Genomic DNA, 21,427 nt, shown 5'->3' on the forward strand with positions numbered 1-21,427 from the left:
TCATTCCGAACAGGCAGTAGGTTTTTGTCATAGAATAATATAGTTGTAAGATGAACATCATTGTGTAATGTGTAGCGCCTCATGTACAAGTGTAGCTATCTAGCCAAACTTACGCTTTTTGGAAAGAGGAATCTGCGAATGGGTGAGCTACCCAACCATCGGTTTCGACAAACAGGCGTACAGCAACGATTTTGCGGTTTTCGACCAGTGTGAAAAAGTGTGGTGTATTTTCCGGTACGGAAATGACATCGCCTGGTTCAAGCTCAACATCGAAATAACCGTGCTCTGGACTTTTAATAATGAAAATACCGTTGCCCGATACGATCGCACGAATCTCATCTTCTGTATGCGTATGAATTTCTTCAAACTTTGCCAGCTTGGCTTCCAGATCAGGAGTTGCTTCCGACAGGGTAATCACGTCCCACGTCCGGTAGCCACGGCGTGCCGCCAAATCTTGAATTTCCGGCTCAAATGTATCCAGTATAGCTTGTTTTTGCTCATCATTCAGCGTGAAATTGTTGCTTAGCTCGCTGGATAGTTTGGACACATCCCATTTTTCATACACAACCTCATGTTTATTCAAAAACTCCAGCACATGATCATCACCGGAAATGCGCTCATTTGTATTTCTAATTCTGATTTCAGCCATCGGATTACCCTTCTTTCCTTGTTTTTAGAAGTATTATAAAAGATATGTCTACTATTGTCGATACTTTCACCAAAAACTCATGTTGTCTATTTTAGGAAAATTGAAGGGGGGATACACAAACAGACCAATGCTTTAATTTGCATATTTATGCGGAATTATAACATGAATATGTGATCTAGTTCCATATAATCTCTACAATCATTACAACAAGACTATATCGCTGGCAAAAAGCTTAAATATGTATTGTTTTGGGGACATACGCCAAAAGCGGTCGGCAGCATCGATCAAAGTTGTTTTAGTCAGTGGTGGAACAGTCCATTTACGATTAACAGTGTCACTTATTCCTGTACCGAACAATATATGATGGCGGAAAAAGCACGGTTGTTTGGCGATATGGACATGCTGGCGAATATTATGGCAGTATGGCAGCCAGGCATCCGAAGCAGATGAAAATGTTTGGGCGTTCTGTGCGCCATTTTGACGATCAACGATGGCAAGTGCAAAGTTAGGAGATCGTGAAGCAAGGCAATATAGCGAAATTCCAGCAAAATGAACAATTGAGACAATATTTATGTTATACAAGCAAACGAATATTAGTAGAAGCGAGCCCACAACATAAAATCTGGGGCATTGGACTGGCAAAAGATGATCCAGATGCCGAGCGTCCGCTCAATTGGAAAGGCAGGAATTGGCTCGGTTTTGCATTGATGGAAGTTCGGGATATGCTGCTTGCAGAGCAGGAGTGAGAGTGGGATGAGTTTGTCAATGTAGAGGTGCCAATTTGCGCTTTTGGTTGAGATGGGCATAGTGCTACAGTATGTGCAGAAACAGCGAATAAGCGAATAATTTTGCTTAAAGCATGCGAATCGGAGTTGGCTTATCGTTTGACTGTAACAGGAGGATGGATTGGCAAACATTCCTAAAAAGCGCGAACCCTAAGCTCACATGAAATCCCTAGGAGGTTCGCGCTCCTTGCTGGGCAAGGGATTTCGGCGTTTTTGTTGTTTTTTGGACAGTTTTAAAGTAGTCTGAAAGAGAGGTTCGCGGAAATCACCTGTTTTTCCCTTGTGGGATAAGGGCTGAGAAGGCGGGCAGTCACTCCTCGTGCAGGAGTGTGGATTGAAATAGGAAAGGTCGCAAAATGAGCCCCCGCCATTTGCGCGTCACTCCTCGTGCAGGAGTGTGGATTGAAATTTACCATCCGCGTCTACGTCGATGACGTAATTAGAGTCACTCCTCGTGCAGGAGTGTGGATTGAAATCATTAGCACACCGGCGCTTTACAAGTGGATACAAAGTCACTCCTCGTGCAGGAGTGTGGATTGAAATCAGCAACTCATCTCGAATCAAACGAATCTCATCGAGCAGTCACTCCTCGTGCAGGAGTGTGGATTGAAATAACTTGCCCGACTTGCAATATCGCTGGATCGTTCGCGTCACTCCTCGTGCAGGAGTGTGGATTGAAATAATAATGTCATGTTGTTGAACTCTCCTTTTCTTGTCACTCCTCGTGCAGGAGTGTGGATTGAAATATACCGACGTTGGTTTTTATCCCTCGCCGCTTCGGCGTCACTCCTCGTGCAGGAGTGTGGATTGAAATGTATTAGTTTGACTAAAGTCAGTAATGGTCAAAGATGTCACTCCTCGTGCAGGAGTGTGGATTGAAATATATTCAATCCAAATCATTTTTAACTCCTTAAATTGTCACTCCTCGTGCAGGAGTGTGGATTGAAATACTGGATCAGCACCACATTGTACAATATATGCACGTCACTCCTCGTGCAGGAGTGTGGATTGAAATAAGTCGACGCGATAACGAAAGTGTTGAACGTGTTGAGTCACTCCTCGTGCAGGAGTGTGGATTGAAATGCCTCTGCCCCTGCAATAGGTACGTAGTCGGAGGCGCGTCACTCCTCGTGCAGGAGTGTGGATTGAAATTTTCCCGTAAGCGCTCTACCAGCTTGCCGCCTTCGGTCACTCCTCGTGCAGGAGTGTGGATTGAAATTTATAAATGCATTGTTTGTATTATGTGAAAACGGTCACTCCTCGTGCAGGAGTGTGGATTGAAATCGAATACTAGGGTTAGGGGGTAATGTAAAAACCCGTCACTCCTCGTGCAGGAGTGTGGATTGAAATCGAATACTAGGGTTAGGGGGTAATGTAAAAACCCGTCACTCCTCGTGCAGGAGTGTGGATTGAAATTTGTGTAAATACATATAATCAATTAGCTCGTTTTAAGTCACTCCTCGTGCAGGAGTGTGGATTGAAATGCAAACGCATTGCGGGCTGCGGCAGGCATGCCGCGTCACTCCTCGTGCAGGAGTGTGGCTTGAAATTAAGCAGTGAATACGCTGTTGGTTTCCAAGCCCAATTGGTCACTCCTCGTGCAGGAGTGTGGATTGAAATTTTATATATGTACATGATGCTGAACGCGCAAGCAAATACATATGATGCGACGTGCACTTCACTGCGGGAAGGAAATAAGGGGAAAGGTTTACGTTCTGTAAACACGAGGTGCAATGAAAAGTGGTTTTTGCAAAGCAAAATACCTTACCTCGTTTAAGCGCGGGAATCTACAAGTTACTCCTATTCCGTAGATTCCTGTGCGAGACGGGAGTCCGTCCCCTTATTCCGTACCGCAGTGGTGGATGCCGCAGCAAAAACAGCTGGCATGCCTCTCCAATCTCTCCATATTTTTAGCGATGTGTTCGGTGGTGGATGCCGCAGCAAAAACAGCTGGCGTGCCTCTCCAATCTCTCCATATTTTGGCGATGTGTTCGGTACTTGCTGCCTTAACAAAAACAGCTTACCTGCACGTCCTAAAGCGCCCCCCTACTAGCCCAGCAACAAACACTTCCTCCCAATTCCCCCTATACCAAGCGACCATTCCCCACTACAATCCTCCTCACAACAAAGGAATCCCTTTTGACAAATACATTTACATGATATGATAAAGGATATTATCATTTTGCATAATCTTGCATAGAAACAAGCTGTCTGAACGAGCAAATACGCACGATTTCGTTTCAGATACGCGTTTCTATCTTTATTTAATAGTATCTTTATTGGCATTAACGATAATGAAACAAAGCAATAAACAGCATAATTTGCTCGCTGGGCGTAGTGTTGTGATGCATAGAGAGAAGGTTGTTGAACGATGGAATTGTATTTTCTTGGAACTAATGCCGGTGTGCCCACATTGCAGCGTAATGTGACGTCGATCGGTTTGCGTTTGTATGAGGAGCGTAAGGCGCTGTGGATGTTTGATTGTGGCGAAGGCACACAGCATCAGGTGTTGCGTTCCCAGTTGAAGCTAAGCAAGCTGGAAAAGATTTTTATTACGCATTTGCATGGTGATCATCTGTTTGGCTTGCCGGGTTTGCTGTCCAGTCGCTCTAATCAAGGTGGATTATTGCCATTGACGGTGTATGGGCCGCCTGGAGTGAAGCGATTTATAGAGATGGCGCTAGAGTTAAGTCAATCGCGGGTGGAGTACGAGTTGGTGGTGGTGGAGCATGAAGGTGGCATCGTATTTGAAGATGACACATTCCGCGTCGAGGCGGCGCTGCTGGAACATCGGATTGACAGTTATGGCTATCGGATTGTGGAGAAGGATCGTCCAGGGCAGCTTAATTTTGAGTTGTTGAAGCAATATGGTATTCAGCCGGGGCCAATTTATGGCGAATTAAAAAATGGCGGCAGTGTGCAGCTTCAGAATGGTGAGATGCTGCATTCCCATCAAGTCGTAGGCGAGCCGAAAAAAGGGAAAATTGTCACGATTCTCGGTGATACGCGTCCTTGTGCGAATGTGCAGTTACTTGCACAAGGAGCCGATTTGTTAGTGCATGAAGCGACCTTTCTGCATGATATGAAAGAGACGGCACGCCAATATTACCATAGTACCGCTTACCAGGCGGCAGTGGCTGCACATGATGCCGGTGTGCAGCAATTGATTTTGACGCATTTTAGCTCGCGTTACAAAGATGAGCAGCAGCTTCAACAATTGCTGGCAGAAGCAAAAACGGTATTTCCACATACAGAACTGGCGATCGAGCATCAATTATTTCCGGTGCAATAATAGGGCAGGATAGGATCAATATCGTGCGAAGTTGCGGTAAGGTAAGCAAATCGTTTGCCTTATGCCGCAACTTTTTTTACAATGAAGATTGTGAGTAATAGAGAGGATGGCTAATGGAATGGCAAATGGAAAAGGATTACTGATTGATCTGGACGGCACATTATATCATGGTAACCGTGTCATTCCGGGGGCAGCCGATTGGATCAAGCATCTGCAGCAGGCAGGCACGCCGTATTTGTTTGTGACTAACAATTCGTCCCGTACGCCGGAAGGCGTTGCTGCTCATATGCGCGAACTGGGCATTGATGCTACAGCAGAGCAAGTTTGTACATCAGCACTTGCCGCTGCTGCCTATATTGCCAAACAAAAGCCGGGCGCCACTGTGCATGTGATCGGTGAACCTGGACTGCTATCGGCTGTAACCGATGCCGGATTAAGCGTAAGTGCAAATAAGCCTGATTATGTGCTGCAAGGGATCGATCGTTCCTTTACATATGACAAGCTGACGATAGCGCTGCGTTTGATCAGTGAAGGGGCTATATTTGTGCTGACTAATCCGGATTTGCAGCTGCCGTCGCATGATGGACTGCTGCCTGGAGCGGGCACACTCGGTGCTGCAATTTCGGCGGCGACCGCAGTGGAACCGATCATTATCGGCAAACCTTCCTCGATTCTAATGGAGTATGCGTTGGAGCAAATCGGTCTACCGGCAGAAGATACGATCGTCATCGGTGACAATATGCTCACTGATATCGCTGCTGGTGTCGCAGCAGGTTGCCAAACGATTCTCGTGATGACCGGTGTCACGACAGAGCATAATTTGTCACAGCATGAAGCACGCACCGGCGTGCGCGCAGATCGCCTATGTCGTACACTGGACGAAATTGATCCAGCCCGGCTTGATTCGGTATAGTCTCTGTATGTAATGGACAACGATACGATATCTATGTTGGTCTGCATATCATATATGTGGCATAGGCGTTCATAAGATGCCAACTACTACGGCGGATAGGTATAAAAGAAAAGTAGTGCTAGGGCATAGCTTCCACTGTTTCCATACTATTCGATACTATTGGTTCGTGTAAGATTGAGCTGTCTAGGCAGCTTATTTTTTGAATAGTCTGTATATTATTTGGATCGGTCTTAGTTGGATGTCTCAATTAAAATCAGCTTCGAACGCACTTTATCGTGTTTATGATGAAACGATCATAACATAAGCTTACCGTGAATTTAATTGAGATGAGTACTTGGTATGATGTATGCTGACTCTACCATGTTTGACAGCGAACAAAGTTTATATCAGTATCAAACCAATCACACTGTTTTTATTAGTTTTTATTAATAGAGAAAGAAGGACAACATTATGCCTGAATTGCCAGAACTTGAAAATTATAAAAGCCAGTTAACCCGTTATATTTTGAATACATCGATTGAAAAGCTGGTGCTGCATCGTGCTCGGATTGCGAATGTGGAGGCTGATCCGGTTAACTTGATGTTAAGCGGCAACCGGATCGCTTTTATCGAGCGCCGGGGCAAATATTTGAATTTGCATCTGCATAGTGGTCATCGTTTGCTGATTGGCATCGTTGCAGGTAGCTCGCTTTATTATGGTCTGCGTGAGCAAAATGTCGATCGCAAATGCGATGTCGAGCTACAATTTGAAGATGGTAGCTCGCTGTATTATACAGCAGGGCGTCAGGGCATTTTCCATTATTGTTCAGCACGGGAAGCACAGGAGTATTTTGCCGGTCTCGGTTTGGAAGCGACCGATCGCAAGTTGACACGTGAGCAATTCGTCAAACTGTTCAAAGGACGTCGTAGTGCGCTCAAAACAGCGCTAACGAATCAGTCACTCATCGCCGGTATCGGTAGTTATTATGCGGATGAAATCGCCTTTACCGCAGGTATTTTGCCTTCTGCCAAAGTGCAGGAGCTGGATGAGGAGGCGCTTGGCAAGCTGTATGATGCGATGTGCAATGTGCTGGAAGAAGCGATCCAGGCAGGTGGCAATATGGAAGGACAGCCTTTGACGGCAAATGATTCGTTAACCGGCGGTTTTCACGCTTTACGTCGTGTGTATGAGCGTGAAGGAGAGCCATCGGTGCTTTCAGCGAATGATAAAGTAGTCAAAACCGAAGTGGCTGGTAAAAAAGCGTATTATTGCCCGGCTTCACAGTTTGAAAGCTAAGCGGTAACAGGAGGAGATCGCTATGATTCATCTGTATCTGGATGATTACCGTCCATGTCCAACAGGCTTTGCGCTCGCTAGAGATGGCGAGGAATGTCTGATGATGTTACGCGAATGTGAAGTGGATATTTTATCGCTTGATCATGAGCTTGGCTGGGGGCAAATGGACGGTACGGACGTAGTGAAAGCGATGATCTATGAAGGGCTGTATGCGCGGGAAATTTATTTGCATACGTCCAGTATATATGGTCGGAAGCGGATGTATGAGCTGCTCTATCAGGCGAAGCCGGAACATGTTATTTTGCATAATGGGCCGATGTCTGAGGAACGTTTGCAGCAAATTGCACGCGCAGCCGATCAATAAAGAAGCAGCTCGCTTGGATAGGAGGCATGAGCATGATACAGGAACTGAATGAGGCGCAAGCATTGCAACTGGCTGAGCAGTCGGGGGAACCGGCAGTACTGTATGCATACACACCGCTGTGCGGAACATGCAAAATGGGTAGACGGATGCTGGAAGCGGCATTGCCATTGCTGCCAGAGCACAATGTGTATGCGCTCAATATTAATTTTGCGCCACGTTTTGTGCAGGAGTTGCAGCTGACCAGTGTTCCTTGCCTGATCGTATTTGAAGCATGGCGCGAACGCAAGCCGCGTCTGTTGTATCGGCTCGAATCGGTACAGCGTATGATCGGACATATACGTGATACAGCGGTATAAATGACTGGAGGCTAAAGATTATTTCATGAACGAACAGGAAACGATTCAACCGGCGGAATCACGCTGGATCGGTACAGCCAATCACGGCTTTGCCGCTTATGCACAGGAAGAATTAAAACGGGCATTTGGCTCGGTCAAAAGCTCGGTGTTAGTGCCGGGAGAAGTGCTATTGCTAACATTGCCTGCGGAAGCGGAGCAGGTGATTCAGCGCTTGCAAACACAGCCGCTAATGTTTTTGCGTCATATGCAGCCAGTGCGTTACGATATTGTGCTGGAACAGCTTGCAGAGGGAGAGCAGCCGCTGCATACATTGGCGGCATTGCTGCTGAAACGTGAGGAGCTGTACGGCAAGCCGCTGGCGCTGCAAGTGCGCAAAACCGCTGATGCGGATACAGGTGATAGCAATGCGTCCGAGCTGCGCCATCAATTGGAGGAGCAGTTAGCTGAGCTGCAAGCAGAGTTTACGGTGCAACAACCGGAGCTGATCGTATCGGTATTTTGGACTGCTGATCGTTTGTATGGAGGTATCTCCGCACCTGAGCATAATGTGTCGGATTGGAATGGCGGGGCGATTCGCTTTCAGCGTGAGGAAGGCCAAATTTCGCGTGCCAAGTTTAAGTTGCTGGAAGCGGAAAAGGTGTTCGGAATCGACTTTACCGCTTTTCAGCGGGCGCTGGACGTCGGGGCAGCACCAGGGGGGTGGACATCGTTTTTGTTGGAGCGCGGTCTGCATGTGACTGCTGTTGATCCTGCCAAAATGCATCCAAGCTTGCAAAACCATCCGCAGCTCAAAACCGTACGACGTAATGCGGCGGACGTCAAGTTTAGTGCAGGTGAATTTGATCTGCTCGTCTGCGATATGAGCTGGAGTCCGAAGCTGACCGCACGGCTTGTGATCGATTTGCTGGATGCGGTACAGCCGGGTGGCACGGTCATCGTGACCGTCAAGCTTATGCACAAAAAACCGCTTGCCGTCATCCGTGAAGTGATGGAATCGTTTGAGCAAGCGCGTTTGCAAATTCAGCGTGCCAAACAATTGTTTCACAACCGTGATGAAATTACGTTGTATATGGTAAGATATTAATATGTAGTTGCTGTATATCTTGAAAAAGGATGTGCGTGATGCAAAATACTATTTATCGTTATTTGCCGGATGTGGAACATTTTATTGAGCTGGTTCGTGCCCTGCCTGAAGCTGAAGTGGAGTTTAAACCATCGGAGACCGCGTGGAGTGTGCATGAGATTGTCGTGCATTTGTTAGATACGGAAATCGTATTGCAGCAGCGACTCAAAGCGGTACTAGCGGAGGAACGTCCACCGTTGATCGCGTTTGATCAGGATGCATGGGCGCGCAGATTAAATTATGGGCAGCTCGATTTGGAACATCATTTGCAGGCACTGCTTGCAATGCGACGCGCGTTTGCACCGGTGCTGGAAACGGTGACCGAAGAAGATGGGCAGCGTATCGGTGTGCATAATGAAGATGGTGAGATTACAGCGCGCATGTTGATCGACAAGTTGTGTATTACGCATCTGGAAGCGCATGTTAAACAAGTACAGCGCAATCGTGACGCTTTTGCTGCACAGAAGAAGTAAAGGGCAATGAGGTGAAAAGGAAAGTGGGCAGTCTGTGCGTGTGTATAGTTTCGGACTGCTTGATAGACGGTTTACGGTCGTTCGTTTTCATTAGACGACGCTCGTTATCCGTTTTATTTCATTTGAATGCTGTCCTATTTGTTCGATGAAATGCTGAAGTTGATCGTTTAAACATATCGCTTCGTAAGAGTCTCGGCAGTGAGGTGATGCACAGCAATGGTATAGTTTGATACAAAGAATGAACGTGCATCGTTGTGCTTATGTACGTAAATGCAAGATGCACAACAGTCTTTACTTTGCTGACTGTATCTTTTATAATTCGTGTATATTCATACGAACGGACAGGGAAAGCATCCCGTCCGCATAACAGGGCTATTACAGCTCTGCATGCGGACGGGATGCTTTCTTTTTTTGTTCAGATAGGAGCGATAGAAAGAAATATAGCTATGGTATCAAAGCAGATCAAAGCGACTAACACAGGCAATAGGCAGCGCGATCTCATAGGGCAGAATGATTGCGCATGCTGTGCCGCCAAGCTGGACGTGCTCGGTGTAGCAGTTTGGTACGTTGCTGTTCCGTTTAGTCAGGTGAGGTGTTGATTTTGCAAAACAACTCTCGAAATCGAAAGGGGCAAATACGATGGCGTTTCCAACAACTTTACATGAAGGCATGATTTTGGATGATCGATATCGGATTATACGCAGACTGGGACGCGGCGGGATGAGTCAGGTTTATTTGGCTTATGATTTGAAGCTGCCGGGCAAGGAATGGGCGATTAAGGAAACGATATCCGTTTCATCTACGTATCGGGAGGCGGAAGCGGAGGCAGCGATGTTGATTACGCTGAGCCATCCTTTTTTGCCGCGTATTGTAGATGTTATTACGAGCGATGATTATACCTATATGGTGATGGATTATATTCGCGGAGAGACGCTGGAAGAAAAGTTTCGCACACAGCCTGAACAGATTGATGTACCGTTCATTTTACGTTGTGGTGATCAGCTGCTTCGTGTGCTTGAATATTTGCATCAGCATGAGCCGCCGATCATTTTTCGTGATCTAAAGCCGTCGAATGTAATGATTACGCCAGAAGGCGATGTGCGTTTGATCGATTTTGGTATTGCCCGTACATTTAAGCCGCAGGAAAGTCATGATACGGTTAAGCTAGGTACGGTTGGCTTTGCCGCACCAGAGCAGTATGGCGGCGGACAGACCGATCATCGTGCCGATCTGTACGGGCTTGGCGCATTGTTACTTTATCTTGCTACTGGCGGTATGTACAGTGAATGGTTACACGGAATGGAGGAGCTGGTGCGCAACGATATGCCGACCGCTGCGGTGCAGATGTTGCAGCGTTTATTACAACTTGATCCGGCTCATCGCTTCCAGTCAGCAAGTGAAGCAAGGCAGGCGCTTCAAATTAAATCGGTGCAGCGTTCGCATGTACAAGATACTTCGTTAACGCCGCTCGTACAGTGGAACAAAACGACACAAGTGATTGCATTGATAGGTGCTACCGCAGGTGTAGGCACAACGCATGCGGCGATTATGGTCGCTCATTATTTGGCGCGTAGGCAGCACTCGGTCGCACTGGTAGAAATGAATGGGGCACCAGGTGCATTTGCCCGTATTCAGCAGGTGGCGGTATCCGGGTTGAACGAGCAACAGCGCATGCGGCAAGCGCGGCAGTTTGAGCTGGAGAATGTGCATTACTGGCGTGAATCTGCGCGTGCGGAAGTCGTATCGTTGTTAGGCGGAAGTTACCAGTTTATCGTACTTGATCTTGGTATGTACAAACACAATGATCGACTGGAAGAATTTTTGCGTGCCGATTTGCCGATCGTTGTTGGCTCGGGAGCGGAATGGCGCTATCAGGACATGATCGAATTGACGAACGAGCTAAAGCAATATTCCCATGAAAAGTGGCATTATTGCTTGCCGCTTGCTCATGAAGCAGCAGTACGCAGATTGCGTAAAGAGCTTGCCACCGAGCAAGTGTATGCATTGCCGTGTCAGCCAGACCCGTTTGATGAACATGAAGATACCGACATATTGCTCGCGATACTGTTGCAGCGCTATTTACCGCTTGTGCACAAAAAGCGTAAATTCCGGTTTGGTCTGCAATTGTTTTGATTCCGGCACACAAACTTTAATTGCGACTGAGACGTTAGACATAGAATAGGGCATTCTAACTCAAAGCGTGCAATAATTTATCGGGAATGATTTGCGTCTGAAGGGCTATAGAGGCAGTAAAGACTCGTCCTTTTATCCCTTTGAAGCTGAAGGCGATATGGTATAAGCTTAATGAGTAGGCTACTTGTAGTGAACAGTAACACTACATACGGTTGAAAGTAGCAATAAAGTGCGATGATGAATACGATGTCGATTTGTTTGTACAGTCAGTTAAACAGTGAGGAAGCGGTGTGTAGCCAGGATTGCACAATAGCCTGATAAGGACGATCATTTTTGGATACGGTAGCTTATCGGTATGCCAAAGGGGGAGCGGATATGACAACGGTTATGTTTTGGAGTCCTGATGCCGGTCATGGTAAAACCTCATCACATACAGCAATCACAGCCATCACGGCGGCTTTACAATACAGAGCGCGCTTATTGCTCTGTCACAATGGTCACAGAGGGCATGGTGTGGAATCTGCGTGTGCAGAGGACTTGGCGGAGCAGGCGGCTGAAGTCTGGATGGACGGGCCGGGCATTGATCGCCTGCATTATTTGCAGCAGTCCGGCATTTTGAATGATCATAATGTGTCCGATTATATGGTGCCGCTTATTCGCGGCAGACTGGATATGCTGTCCGGCACTCGTTATGATGAGCAGTCTTGCAGCCCTACGAGCAGTTTCTGGCGCGCATTGTTAACTTCAGCAGGTCAAGCATACGATCTTGTGCTGCTTGATGCCGGATCAGGGGAAGACAAGCTGCCATTGTTAAAGCTGGCTGATCTGGTCGTCGTGAATCTAAGTCAGCATATGGAGCAATTACACCATTTCTTTTCCCACTCTGTATATGCAAAATGGGCGGCAAATTGCGCCTGGATTCCGGTGTTAGGGGCTTACCGAGCGGAAAGTAAACTCAATCAAACCCATATTGCCCGCACATTCGGCTTAAAGCGTCCGCTCTATACGATTCGCGACTGCCAACCATTTCACGATGCCTGGAATTCACGGCGTCTGTTGTCATTTATGCGATATCGGCTGATGCTGGATTGGCCGGAGCAGCAGTCCGGTGAATTTTTTCGCCAATCGTTTGAGCTGACGACTGCGGTGCTTGAGGAGCTTGAACGACTGGAACCGACCAAAAAGCCGCCGTGGGGTGCCAGCGGTGATCGAATCGGCATGCAGCGGCTGCGCTACAGTGATCGGATGCCACAAGCGGTAGCTTATCCGTATATGAATAGTGTACAAACATAAATAGTTTGGCGTTACGATTTATTGCTTGCAGGCACAACTTATGAATGACGTGGAAGCAGTTGCTTTATCCGTTTCATTTTGCTAAGATGGGGATGCTTAATCAAGTAGCGTTATATTTTATATTCATTGCACTGGGGGAGCCTTGCGGGGCTGAGATGACAGGATGCTGTCGAACCCTTTGTACCTGATCTGGATTATACCAGCGTAGGGAAGTGGAAGAAGCACACCTCCATTTACGTATGTTCCGTAGGTTGATCGATTTGAATTTATGCTGTTTTGGATCGGCGTAGTTCGAACTGGAAGTTACCGTTACAGCTATAGTCATTTATTACCTTATAACTATACGGTGCACAATACGGATAACGATTCATACGTAAACGAGAATGACTTCGTTCATCATTTGGCACAGCATATGTATGCTTGCTGGGTGTAGAATATGTTTATGCGTGATAAGACGATAAACAACCACTTTCCTGACGCGGAAGGTGGTTTTTTTGCGTATTTGTCGCTACGACAAGCTGCATAATCGCTTGCGCGAACGAGTAAGCTGACCGCACTACATGTGGAGTTTACTATCATCTAGCCTAGAGCAGTTCATCGTGTGATGTACGTATCTGTTCAGACGATGGAGTCGGTTAGACAGCATATGTAAGATGGTCAAGCTATTCGTATGTTTTATGTGCGCGTAGTTTTAACTGTAATGCAGCGAAGTGTTAATACGAATACGTTGAACAACATCGATTTAGCAACAGGTACATAGGAGCATCGACACAGACGAAGTGGAAGGGGGAACATACGTTAATGCAAATGCATCTGGTTACACCGGAACAGATCGAGGCAGAGCGAATCATAAACATTGCTAGTTGTATGTATTCGGATGTCACTGCTATTCATATTCGCCAAAAAAGCTTGCTTGCGCATCAGATCGAGCTGCTCGCTCGCCAATTGCTGCATAGCGGTATTCCTGCTTCCAAGCTCGTATTAAACGAGCATTATACGCTAGCAGCCCAAATGGAGCTGGGCGGAACCCATTTGCCAGAACATGTACCGCTCGCACTTGATCGTGCACAATTTGGGTTGCGAATCGGACGTTCTGTGCACAGTCTGGAAGCAGCGCTTGCGGCAGAACGTGAAGGTTGTGACTATGTGTTTTTCGGACATGTGTATGCAACGACATGTAAACTAGGCATCGCTGCACGTGGGCTCGTAATACTGGAGCAATTATGCGACAAGCTGAGGATTCCTGTCATTGCGATCGGCGGCATCAAGCCAGAGCATGTAGGTGAGCTGCAACGGGCGGGCGCATCGGGAATCGCGGTGATGTCCGGTATTTTTGCAGCGGAGCAACCGCAGCGGCAGCTTGAACGGTATCGGGAGCAGCTTGCTCGTTATGCTGTATCTACTACCGAGTAGAGACATCAAATCCAAACAGGAAGTGACGGGATATGAAAAGTAATGGGCATTACGATGTAATCGTCGTCGGCGGAGGGGTGATCGGAGCAAGCATTGCTTTTGAACTGGCGGGAAAAGGTGCTACGGTGGCATTGATCGAAAAGCATCAGCCTGCATCCGGTGCATCAGGTGCAGCCGGTGGTATGCTGGCGGCTAGCTCGGAGCATTTTGCCGCACCAGAGCTATATCAGCTTGCGCTACAAAGCCGTGCGCTATACCCTACGTTGAGCGAGCGATTGCAAGCTTTGACCGGTATCGATGTCGGTTTGCGTACGGAAGGCTTTCTGTTGCCGATCCATCGCCATACGAATGCAGACTGGACAAAAGACAGTCACCATATTGCCGAAGCACATGCCAAAGGGATGGAATGGTGGGACAATACGCGGCTGGCGATCGAGGAACCGTATGTACATGCCGAAGATGGAATGTTATACAATGCTGCCGAGCCGCAGCTTGTGCCCACACTGCTCAATGAAGCGTATGTAGCTGCATTTGCGCGGCTTGGCGGTGTGTTTTACCGTGACCATGAAGTGATTCGCCTACTGCGCGAGCCGGATGGTCGGGGCGCTGTGCAAGGAGTGCTCACCGAACAGCGCCTAATGTATGCCGATCAGGTTGTGCTTGCGTCCGGTCTCGGTACAGCGCGTTTGTTGACTGGGGAAGGATGGCGTTTGCCTTTTTTACCAGTCAAAGGGGAACTGCTGGAAATTCGTACACCGTTGCCGTGGTTGCAGCATACGATTTTTGGCGAAACGGTCTATATTATACCGAAACATCCGCATCGTATCTGGATTGGAGCGACTAGCAAGCCCGGACAATATGACACAACCGTCGAAGCAGGGGCGATAGTCGAACTGTTAATGAAAGCGCAGCGCTATATTCCGATGCTGGCAAAAGGCGAACTCGTTCGCTGCTGGGCAGGTGTTCGTCCAGGCACACCGGATGAGTTGCCATACATCGGTGCAGTGGACGAGCTGCCAGGGCTGTGGATCGCTGCCGGGCATTATCGCAACGGGATTTTACTGTCAGCAGGTACCGCCAAGCTGATGAGTGAGGCGATTGCGCAAGGAAATGCAGCGCTAATCCCGCCTGCTTTCCGTCCGGAACGAGCGCTTGTTCCGTTGCCGCCAGCGGCATATGCGTATCATCATACCGGTATAACATCAGGTCATAGCATAGGGGAGTTGGAATGATGAAGTTAATCATCAATGGAACCGACCGTTCGTTCACTACGCGGCTGCAAACAGTAGCCGAGCTGCTACACGAGCTGAAACTGGGCAGCAAAATCGTCATTGTCGAGCATAACGAACAAATTTTGCAAAAGCATGAGCACGAGCAGGCGATGCTGCAATCGGGCGATCGTTTGGAAATTGTACATTTTGTAGGAGGTGGCTGAATATGTTAACGATCGGACAACATCAGATGACATCACGCCTGTTGCTTGGTACAGGCAAATTTACCGACCTGGACGTGCAAGCGCGTGCAGTTGAAGCATCAGCAACCGAAGTGTTGACGTTTGCGGTACGGCGTTTAAATCTCGATCATCCGGATGAGCCTAACTTTCTAGAACGGCTTAATTTACAAAAATACAAGCTGCTGCCTAACACAGCTGGCGCGCATACGGCACAAGAAGCGGTACGTATCGCACGTCTCGCCAGAGCATCCGGATTATGTGATATGATAAAGGTCGAAGTGATCGGACAGGATCAGCTCATTTTGCCTGATCCGCTAGAAACGTACAAAGCGTGCGAAACGTTGCTGGCGGACGGCTTTACAGTGCTGCCTTACATTTCCGATGACTATATGCTGGCAAAAAGGCTGCAACAACTCGGCGTACATGCTGTTATGCCAGGCGCCTCACCAATCGGTTCAGGTCGCGGCATTTTGAATCCGTCTGCATTGGAATGGATTATCGGTGATGCAGAGGTACCCGTCATTGTAGATGCCGGCATTCGATCTCCGGTCGATGCTGCGTATGCGATGCAGCTTGGTGCCGATGCTGTGCTGCTGAACACAGCGGTATCCGGTGCCGATGATCCTGTCCGGATGGCAACTGCGATGAAGCTTGCGGTTGAAGCGGGGCGCCTCGGCAGAGAAGCGGGCATGATCCCGATCAGGCAGTACGCGGTGGCGAGCAGCCCTGCAGAAGGGATGATTACGACTTGATTCGCAACGATGACGGGCAGACGGACAATATGTCCGATGTGCCCAACGATACAGAGCAACAGGTGCAAAACGAACTGATAGCTACGCAGCAGACAGGTTCCTTTCCTTTAAATGATCAGCAGCAACAAGCAGCAAACACTACTGCGCAACATGATGACGATACCGAAGCAGAGACTGCTGTCCCTGTAAAAGACGCACTTGGTAGTCAGGCTGTGCAAGAGTATACGGATACCGAGGTGAACGAAGCAATTTCTGTCGCTAATCCGGCAACTACAACCGCAATCGATGCAGCGCATATATACACCAAAACAGCAACTTCCGCCGCTGCAACTGCTTCTGCTGATTCGCATCGTCGTTATTCGCGCCAGGAACTGTTTGCTCCGCTTGGAACGAGCGGTCAAGAGCAGCTTGGACGCGCCTCGGTGCTCATTATCGGCGCAGGTGCACTCGGTTCCAGCTCGGCAGAGACGCTTGTGCGTGCAGGGGTTGGACATGTGATTATCGTTGATCGTGATTATGTGGAATGGAGCAATTTGCAGCGCCAGCAGCTGTTTACCGAGCAGGACGCTGCTGAACGTGTGCCCAAAGCGATTGCCGCTCAAAAGCGCCTACAGCAAATCAACTCGACGGTACAGATTGAAGCGCATATCGCGGATGTGACCGCCGCTGAGTTGGAACAATTGATTCAAGGCGTCGATTTGATTATGGATGCTACTGATAATTTTGAAACGCGTCTGCTCATTAATGATATGGCGCAAAAATATCGTATTCCGTGGATTTATGGCGGTTGTGTCGGCAGTTATGGCATTACGTTTACGATCGTTCCGGGTGTGACGCCATGTTTGCAATGTTTGATGGAAACGGCGCCACTTGGCGGCGATACTTGCGATACATCCGGCATTATTCCGCCGGCTGTCCAGATGGTTGTTGCTCATCAGACGACCGAAGCGATCAAGCTGCTGAGTGGACAGCGGGCGCAGTTGCGCGGTACGTTGTTATCGTTTGATCTATGGCGTAATGAACAAGTATCGATCAAAATGAACAGCGCTCGTCGTTCGAATTGCCCTTCATGCGGACAGCAGCCGACCTATCCTCATTTAAGCCGGGATGGACAGAGCAAGTCGGACGTATTATGCGGTAGAGATACAGTACAGATTCGTCCGGCACAGCGCCAACAGCTTGATTTACAGCATACAGCTGACCGATTGAAACGGCTCGGACAATATGAGATTACGGCTAATCCGTTTCTGTTGTCGATGACGTTGGAGCAGGGGCGACGAATGGTTGTGTTTCAGGATGGACGTGTTATGATTCATGGTACGAAGGATGTAGCGGAGGCGCGCACGATTTATCATCGTTATTTTGGTTAAACTGGGCTTGATTGTCGGTACGAAACAGATGTATTTTCAAAAGATACAAAAAAAGTTTGTGCCATAACAGATCGTTGTAAATGCCATTTTGAAAAACAGTGGAATAACGACAAAAAAACGATGTAAGCTCATCTTGCTTACATCGTTTTTTCATATTCTTTTTCGGTAATTCAATGTGGGCGAATGCCATGATCAAAGACGATCCATATGCAGCAAATAACGAACAAACTCTTTGTTTTAAGCGAAAATGTACGGGAATAATAAAGGTCATCATTCGCTGTACACAACGTAGTATGTTGATCGTAATTTACGTAAGGCTAGCTAAGTGTAAGGCAGTTCATCTACTTGTGTGAACAGGTTAACGTCTACTACCAGCTAACATTCGTCCCTACCAGACCGGCACAAAGATCAGTCTCAATCCCGACTTTGCACAATGAGCAACAATCCGCCTTCGATCGATACCGTCCCTTGCGGTTCCGCCAGGTGATTGCTAATGCCGCGAGATTGTCCCATACGAAGCGTTGCATTTTCAAGCGGATACTGAAATCCGGTCAGATGGATGCCGGTAACTTCCGAGGTGATTGGCAATAGTGAAATATAAGGATAACCTTGATTGTGAATAACCGACGTTGTAGATGTCAGCGAAATATAATTGTTCATATCTTGAATGACACAGTGAACTTGATGCTGCAAGGCGCGAATAAGTAATTGTACATTGGCGATCGAATGGTCAAACCGTGAACCAAGCGCGCCAAAAATAACAATCTCGTTAATTTGTCGCTCCATCGCCGCTTCAAAAGCCGCTTCCGTATCGGTAACGTCTTTGTCTACTGGATCATACACGATCAGCTCGCCGGCGTGCTGACGAATTTGCTCCAACTCGGTTTCCTGATCTTGAAGGGAGTCAAAGTCTCCAATTGCAAGCTGCGGATTCACGCCATGCTGAATCAAAAACAATGCGCCGCGATCGGCACCGATTACCAGATCATCCTCGCGAATTTCCAGCAAAAAATCAGGATGTAACAGACCGCCTGAAAAAATAAGAGCTCTTTTTGCAGCCATGAAATTCCCTTCTTTCTCTCTATAAAATAAGCCGACTTTCGGCATAAATCGAACGTGTTCCATCTTCCGTTCTATTCGTAACTGTAAAAGGAAATTTACAGTTGCGCAACTTTTACTTGCGCCGATACAATAGAGGATGGGAGTTGCAGACTGCTTTTCATCCGTATGTAGCGGTCATGTGATGCAATAAACGGTATATCCAACTTAAATTGTAAGCGTAAACATAGGGAGTGCCGTTTGAATCCCGGCATTTAAATGTAATAAGTTATGAACAAACGATCACAGACATAGCTACACTGTGGCAACAATCGATAGGAGATCGACCGTTTACAGTCGTTATAATCGCGATCACGCAGCTTATTTTACAAGGCACACTAACTAATCGAACAGAGCTAAGACAAACGATGCATGCTTATAATGCCTAGCAGCAATCTTGCCTTGCTCCTATTCGATTGTGTATGCTTGTCTATTACGATTGCTGTTGCTGTGCATTAATGTTGGACCGAATGATCACATCGCTCCGTTCAATGCGGCAACCTATAGTTTTGTCAGGCAGATGCCGATGTTGCAGGGGGCGGCTACAGCTCCGCTCAAACTTCCTGCAAAAAATATTTGAGCGCAGCAGGCAGTTCTTTTTGCCAGAAGCCCCATAAGTGCTTGCCATCCTTTTCGGCATAACGAACAGTCGCGCCGCGCGCTAATAACAAATCGCGTGTGTCACGATTAAGCTGTACAAAATCATATACGCCTGTATCGCTCTCAAAGTCCGTCTCTTGCAATCCGACGATCATGTACACATCGAGTGCGGACAAATCCGCTTCCGCAGCAATCAGCTGTTGACTTTGCTCATAATAAGCGCCGGACAGGCTAATGATGCGGCGGAACAGTTCCGGATAGCGAAGTGCGATATGCACCGACACACTTCCGCCTAAGGAGTCGCCTGCCAGTACGCGCTCATCAGCGGAGCGGCGTACCGGATACTTTGCTTCAATATAAGGAATGATCTCCTCGGCAAAACAAGCGGTATACGCTGCAAAACGATTGCCGAATGGCGCGTATTCTTGAGTGCGGATTTTGGTGTTCACTTCCACACCAACGACGATAAACGGCTCGATATTTTCATCCAAAATCAATTGGTTGGCATAGGTGGCAATCCGACCAAAGTTGAAAAACTCCTCACCATCTTGGCAGTAAATGACCGGATAGCTTAGCAGTTCGTTATAACCGGGAGGTAAATAAATGCGAAGTGTGCGCGTTTCGCCCAAATGGCGGCTGTCAATTTGCTCTTTTAAGATTGTTCGTTTCAGATAGCGTGAATCTGTCATGGTGGTCACCTTTTTCTATCGTAATTTTTGCAATGGGCTTGGTGATGCGTTAAGATGAAGTCGTGCGATTTTCACGACATGTATTCAAATTTGATGCAACTGTTATATTATTAAAATACATCTGTTATACATACAATAGTCGCTGCTACTAGTTAATTTCAATGTATCCTTTGACGAACTGAGTAGAACAGGTGTATAATAATTCTATAACAGCGGAACATGATATTCAAATTTTTTATTGAGGTGAATAAAATGAGCAAGGTTCCATATGAAGTTTATACGGAAGAAGTGGAAGCACTTTCCGTTCTCTCCCCAGAAGGTAAAATTGTCAACCCTGACAAAGTACCTGATCTGACTGATGATCAATTGAAAGAAATTATGTACCGTATGGTATTTACACGTACTTGGGATGACCGTGCAGTAAACTTAGGTCGTCAAGGTCGTCTTGGTTTCTATGCACCGGTATCCGGTCAAGAAGCGACGATGGTTGGTAGCGTATACGCACTGGAAAAAGAAGATTTCGTATGTCCGGGTTACCGTGATATGCCACAGCTCGTTTGGCATGGTCTGCCACTGTATCAAGCATTCCTGTATTCCCGTGGTCATCAAGAAGGCGGTCGCATCCCTGAAGGTGTGAACGTACTGATGCCACAGATTATCATCGGTGCACAAATTTTGCACGCGATGGGTATCGCTATGGGCTTCAAACTGAAAAAACAAAAACAAGTCGCGATCGCATACACCGGTGACGGTGGTTCTTCCGAAGGCGATTTCTACGAAGGTTTGAACTATGCAGGTGCTTACAAGCTGCCAGTTATCTTCTTCGTACAAAACAACGGCTATGCGATCACAACTCCATTTGCCAAACAAACGGCTGCACTATCGATCGCTCACAAAGCGGTTTCCGCTGGTATTACTGGCGTGCAAATCGACGGTATGGATGTGTTCGCGGTTATTACTGCTGTTCGTGAAGCGGCAGAGCGTGCACGCAATGGCGAAGGCGCGACACTGATCGAAGCTTTGACTTACCGTTTCCGTCCGCACTCCATGTCTGACGATACGAGCAAATATCGTACTAAAGACGAAGAAGGTATCTGGAGCGAGAAAGACCCTATCGCTCGTCTGGCAAAATATTTGGCTGAAAAAGGCCTGTGGACAGATGAAGATACAGAGCGCGTAAGAGAAGAAGCAAAAGCGAAAGTAAACGAAGAAATCAAAAAAGCCGAAAAAACAGAGAAAATGACTGTAAACGGCTTGATCGACAGCATGTTTGAAACTACACCTCACGATCTGGAAGCACAAAAAGCAGACTTCCAATAAACTCGATATAGCGCCCGTTTAGGGCGCTGAGGTTTCGATATTTTCGGTAGTACGAAGCAGCACATCCTTGAGGCGT

The 21,427-nt window shown here is 47.5% G+C and carries 21 protein-coding genes, 1 CRISPR repeat array and 1 riboswitch; of the genes, 17 read left to right on the top strand and 4 right to left on the bottom strand.

Going from position 1 to position 21,427, the window contains the following annotated elements; translation table 11 throughout:
• Positions 1-109: 109 nt before the first annotated feature.
• Positions 110-649, bottom strand: coding sequence for a cupin domain-containing protein (locus U1I11_RS05295; RefSeq protein WP_322904384.1), 540 nt, complete (start codon positions 647-649; stop codon positions 110-112).
• 243 nt (positions 650-892) lie between these two features.
• On the opposite strand from U1I11_RS05295, the gene U1I11_RS21635 reads away from it, so the two are divergent.
• Both U1I11_RS21635 and U1I11_RS21640 read left to right on the top strand, forming a co-directional pair.
• Positions 893-1,099, top strand: a complete 207-nt coding sequence (locus U1I11_RS21635) for an NADAR family protein (protein ID WP_416235585.1) — start codon at positions 893-895, stop codon at positions 1,097-1,099.
• A 65-nt stretch (positions 1,100-1,164) separates the two neighbouring features.
• Positions 1,165-1,395 (top strand): NADAR domain-containing protein, encoded by a 231-nt coding sequence (locus U1I11_RS21640; RefSeq protein WP_416235586.1) that lies wholly within the window; start codon positions 1,165-1,167, stop codon positions 1,393-1,395.
• 348 nt (positions 1,396-1,743) lie between these two features.
• Positions 1,744-3,054: a CRISPR direct-repeat array (repeat unit 32 nt; unit sequence GTCACTCCTCGTGCAGGAGTGTGGATTGAAAT).
• Positions 3,055-3,234: 180 nt separating this feature from the next.
• Here the strand turns inward: U1I11_RS21640 and U1I11_RS05305 are convergent.
• Positions 3,235-3,447, bottom strand: a complete 213-nt coding sequence (locus tag U1I11_RS05305) for a hypothetical protein (protein ID WP_322904386.1) — start codon at positions 3,445-3,447, stop codon at positions 3,235-3,237.
• Positions 3,448-3,805: 358 nt separating this feature from the next.
• Here U1I11_RS05305 and rnz point away from each other — a divergent pair, with 358 nt between their 5' ends.
• The 14 genes from rnz to U1I11_RS05375 all read left to right on the top strand — a co-directional run bounded on the left by rnz (position 3,806) and on the right by U1I11_RS05375 (position 17,644).
• Positions 3,806-4,726, top strand: coding sequence for a ribonuclease Z (rnz, locus tag U1I11_RS05310; protein ID WP_322904388.1), 921 nt, complete (start codon positions 3,806-3,808; stop codon positions 4,724-4,726).
• Between the two features lie 118 nt (positions 4,727-4,844).
• Positions 4,845-5,639: a TIGR01457 family HAD-type hydrolase gene (locus U1I11_RS05315; protein ID WP_322904390.1), complete on the top strand. Its 795-nt coding sequence runs from the start codon at positions 4,845-4,847 to the stop codon at positions 5,637-5,639.
• Between the two features lie 450 nt (positions 5,640-6,089).
• Complete coding sequence (locus U1I11_RS05320) at positions 6,090-6,914, top strand: Fpg/Nei family DNA glycosylase (protein ID WP_322904392.1); 825 nt, start codon at positions 6,090-6,092, stop codon at positions 6,912-6,914.
• A gap of 22 nt (positions 6,915-6,936) precedes the next feature.
• Positions 6,937-7,278: a cyclic-phosphate processing receiver domain-containing protein gene (locus tag U1I11_RS05325; RefSeq protein WP_322904393.1), complete on the top strand. Its 342-nt coding sequence runs from the start codon at positions 6,937-6,939 to the stop codon at positions 7,276-7,278.
• A gap of 32 nt (positions 7,279-7,310) precedes the next feature.
• On the top strand, positions 7,311-7,634 hold the full coding sequence (locus tag U1I11_RS05330; protein WP_322904395.1) for a thioredoxin family protein: 324 nt from the start codon (positions 7,311-7,313) through the stop codon (positions 7,632-7,634).
• 25 nt (positions 7,635-7,659) lie between these two features.
• Positions 7,660-8,718: an SAM-dependent methyltransferase gene (locus U1I11_RS05335; protein ID WP_322904397.1), complete on the top strand. Its 1,059-nt coding sequence runs from the start codon at positions 7,660-7,662 to the stop codon at positions 8,716-8,718.
• A gap of 38 nt (positions 8,719-8,756) precedes the next feature.
• On the top strand, positions 8,757-9,230 hold the full coding sequence (locus U1I11_RS05340) for a DinB family protein (RefSeq protein ID WP_322904399.1): 474 nt from the start codon (positions 8,757-8,759) through the stop codon (positions 9,228-9,230).
• A 639-nt stretch (positions 9,231-9,869) separates the two neighbouring features.
• Entirely contained in the window at positions 9,870-11,363 is a 1,494-nt protein-coding gene (locus tag U1I11_RS05345) for a serine/threonine protein kinase (protein ID WP_322904401.1), read from the top strand.
• 333 nt (positions 11,364-11,696) lie between these two features.
• On the top strand, positions 11,697-12,656 hold the full coding sequence (locus U1I11_RS05350) for a hypothetical protein (RefSeq protein ID WP_322904402.1): 960 nt from the start codon (positions 11,697-11,699) through the stop codon (positions 12,654-12,656).
• Between the two features lie 123 nt (positions 12,657-12,779).
• A riboswitch (TPP riboswitch) is annotated at positions 12,780-12,884 on the top strand.
• Positions 12,885-13,457: 573 nt separating this feature from the next.
• A complete protein-coding gene (locus U1I11_RS05355; protein WP_322904404.1) occupies positions 13,458-14,069 on the top strand; it encodes a thiamine phosphate synthase in 612 nt (203 codons plus the stop codon).
• A gap of 32 nt (positions 14,070-14,101) precedes the next feature.
• The gene (thiO, locus tag U1I11_RS05360; RefSeq protein ID WP_322904405.1) at positions 14,102-15,301 is read left to right on the top strand and encodes a glycine oxidase ThiO; all 1,200 of its coding nucleotides are present in this window, start codon (positions 14,102-14,104) and stop codon (positions 15,299-15,301) included.
• Entirely contained in the window at positions 15,301-15,504 is a 204-nt protein-coding gene (gene thiS / locus U1I11_RS05365) for a sulfur carrier protein ThiS (protein WP_322904535.1), read from the top strand. The genes thiO and thiS overlap by 1 nt, the downstream gene beginning before the upstream one ends.
• Before the next feature lie 2 nt (positions 15,505-15,506).
• Positions 15,507-16,274, top strand: a complete 768-nt coding sequence (locus tag U1I11_RS05370; protein ID WP_322904407.1) for a thiazole synthase — start codon at positions 15,507-15,509, stop codon at positions 16,272-16,274.
• A 296-nt stretch (positions 16,275-16,570) separates the two neighbouring features.
• Positions 16,571-17,644 carry a thiazole biosynthesis adenylyltransferase ThiF gene (locus U1I11_RS05375; protein ID WP_322904537.1) on the top strand — a complete coding sequence of 358 codons (1,074 nt, stop codon included), beginning with the start codon at positions 16,571-16,573 and terminating at the stop codon, positions 17,642-17,644.
• 414 nt (positions 17,645-18,058) lie between these two features.
• Here U1I11_RS05375 and U1I11_RS05380 read toward each other — a convergent pair whose 3' ends face one another.
• Both U1I11_RS05380 and U1I11_RS05385 read right to left on the bottom strand, forming a co-directional pair.
• Positions 18,059-18,706, bottom strand: a complete 648-nt coding sequence (locus U1I11_RS05380; RefSeq protein WP_322904409.1) for a thiamine diphosphokinase — start codon at positions 18,704-18,706, stop codon at positions 18,059-18,061.
• 590 nt (positions 18,707-19,296) lie between these two features.
• Positions 19,297-20,031 carry an alpha/beta hydrolase gene (locus U1I11_RS05385; protein WP_322904411.1) on the bottom strand — a complete coding sequence of 245 codons (735 nt, stop codon included), beginning with the start codon at positions 20,029-20,031 and terminating at the stop codon, positions 19,297-19,299.
• 252 nt (positions 20,032-20,283) lie between these two features.
• On the opposite strand from U1I11_RS05385, the gene pdhA reads away from it, so the two are divergent.
• A complete protein-coding gene (pdhA, locus tag U1I11_RS05390) occupies positions 20,284-21,351 on the top strand; it encodes a pyruvate dehydrogenase (acetyl-transferring) E1 component subunit alpha (RefSeq protein WP_322904413.1) in 1,068 nt (355 codons plus the stop codon).
• Positions 21,352-21,427: the final 76 nt, after the last annotated feature.

This window comes from Paenibacillus campi (assembly GCF_034659835.1).
Lineage (GTDB): Bacteria > Bacillota > Bacilli > Paenibacillales > Paenibacillaceae > Saccharibacillus > Saccharibacillus campi.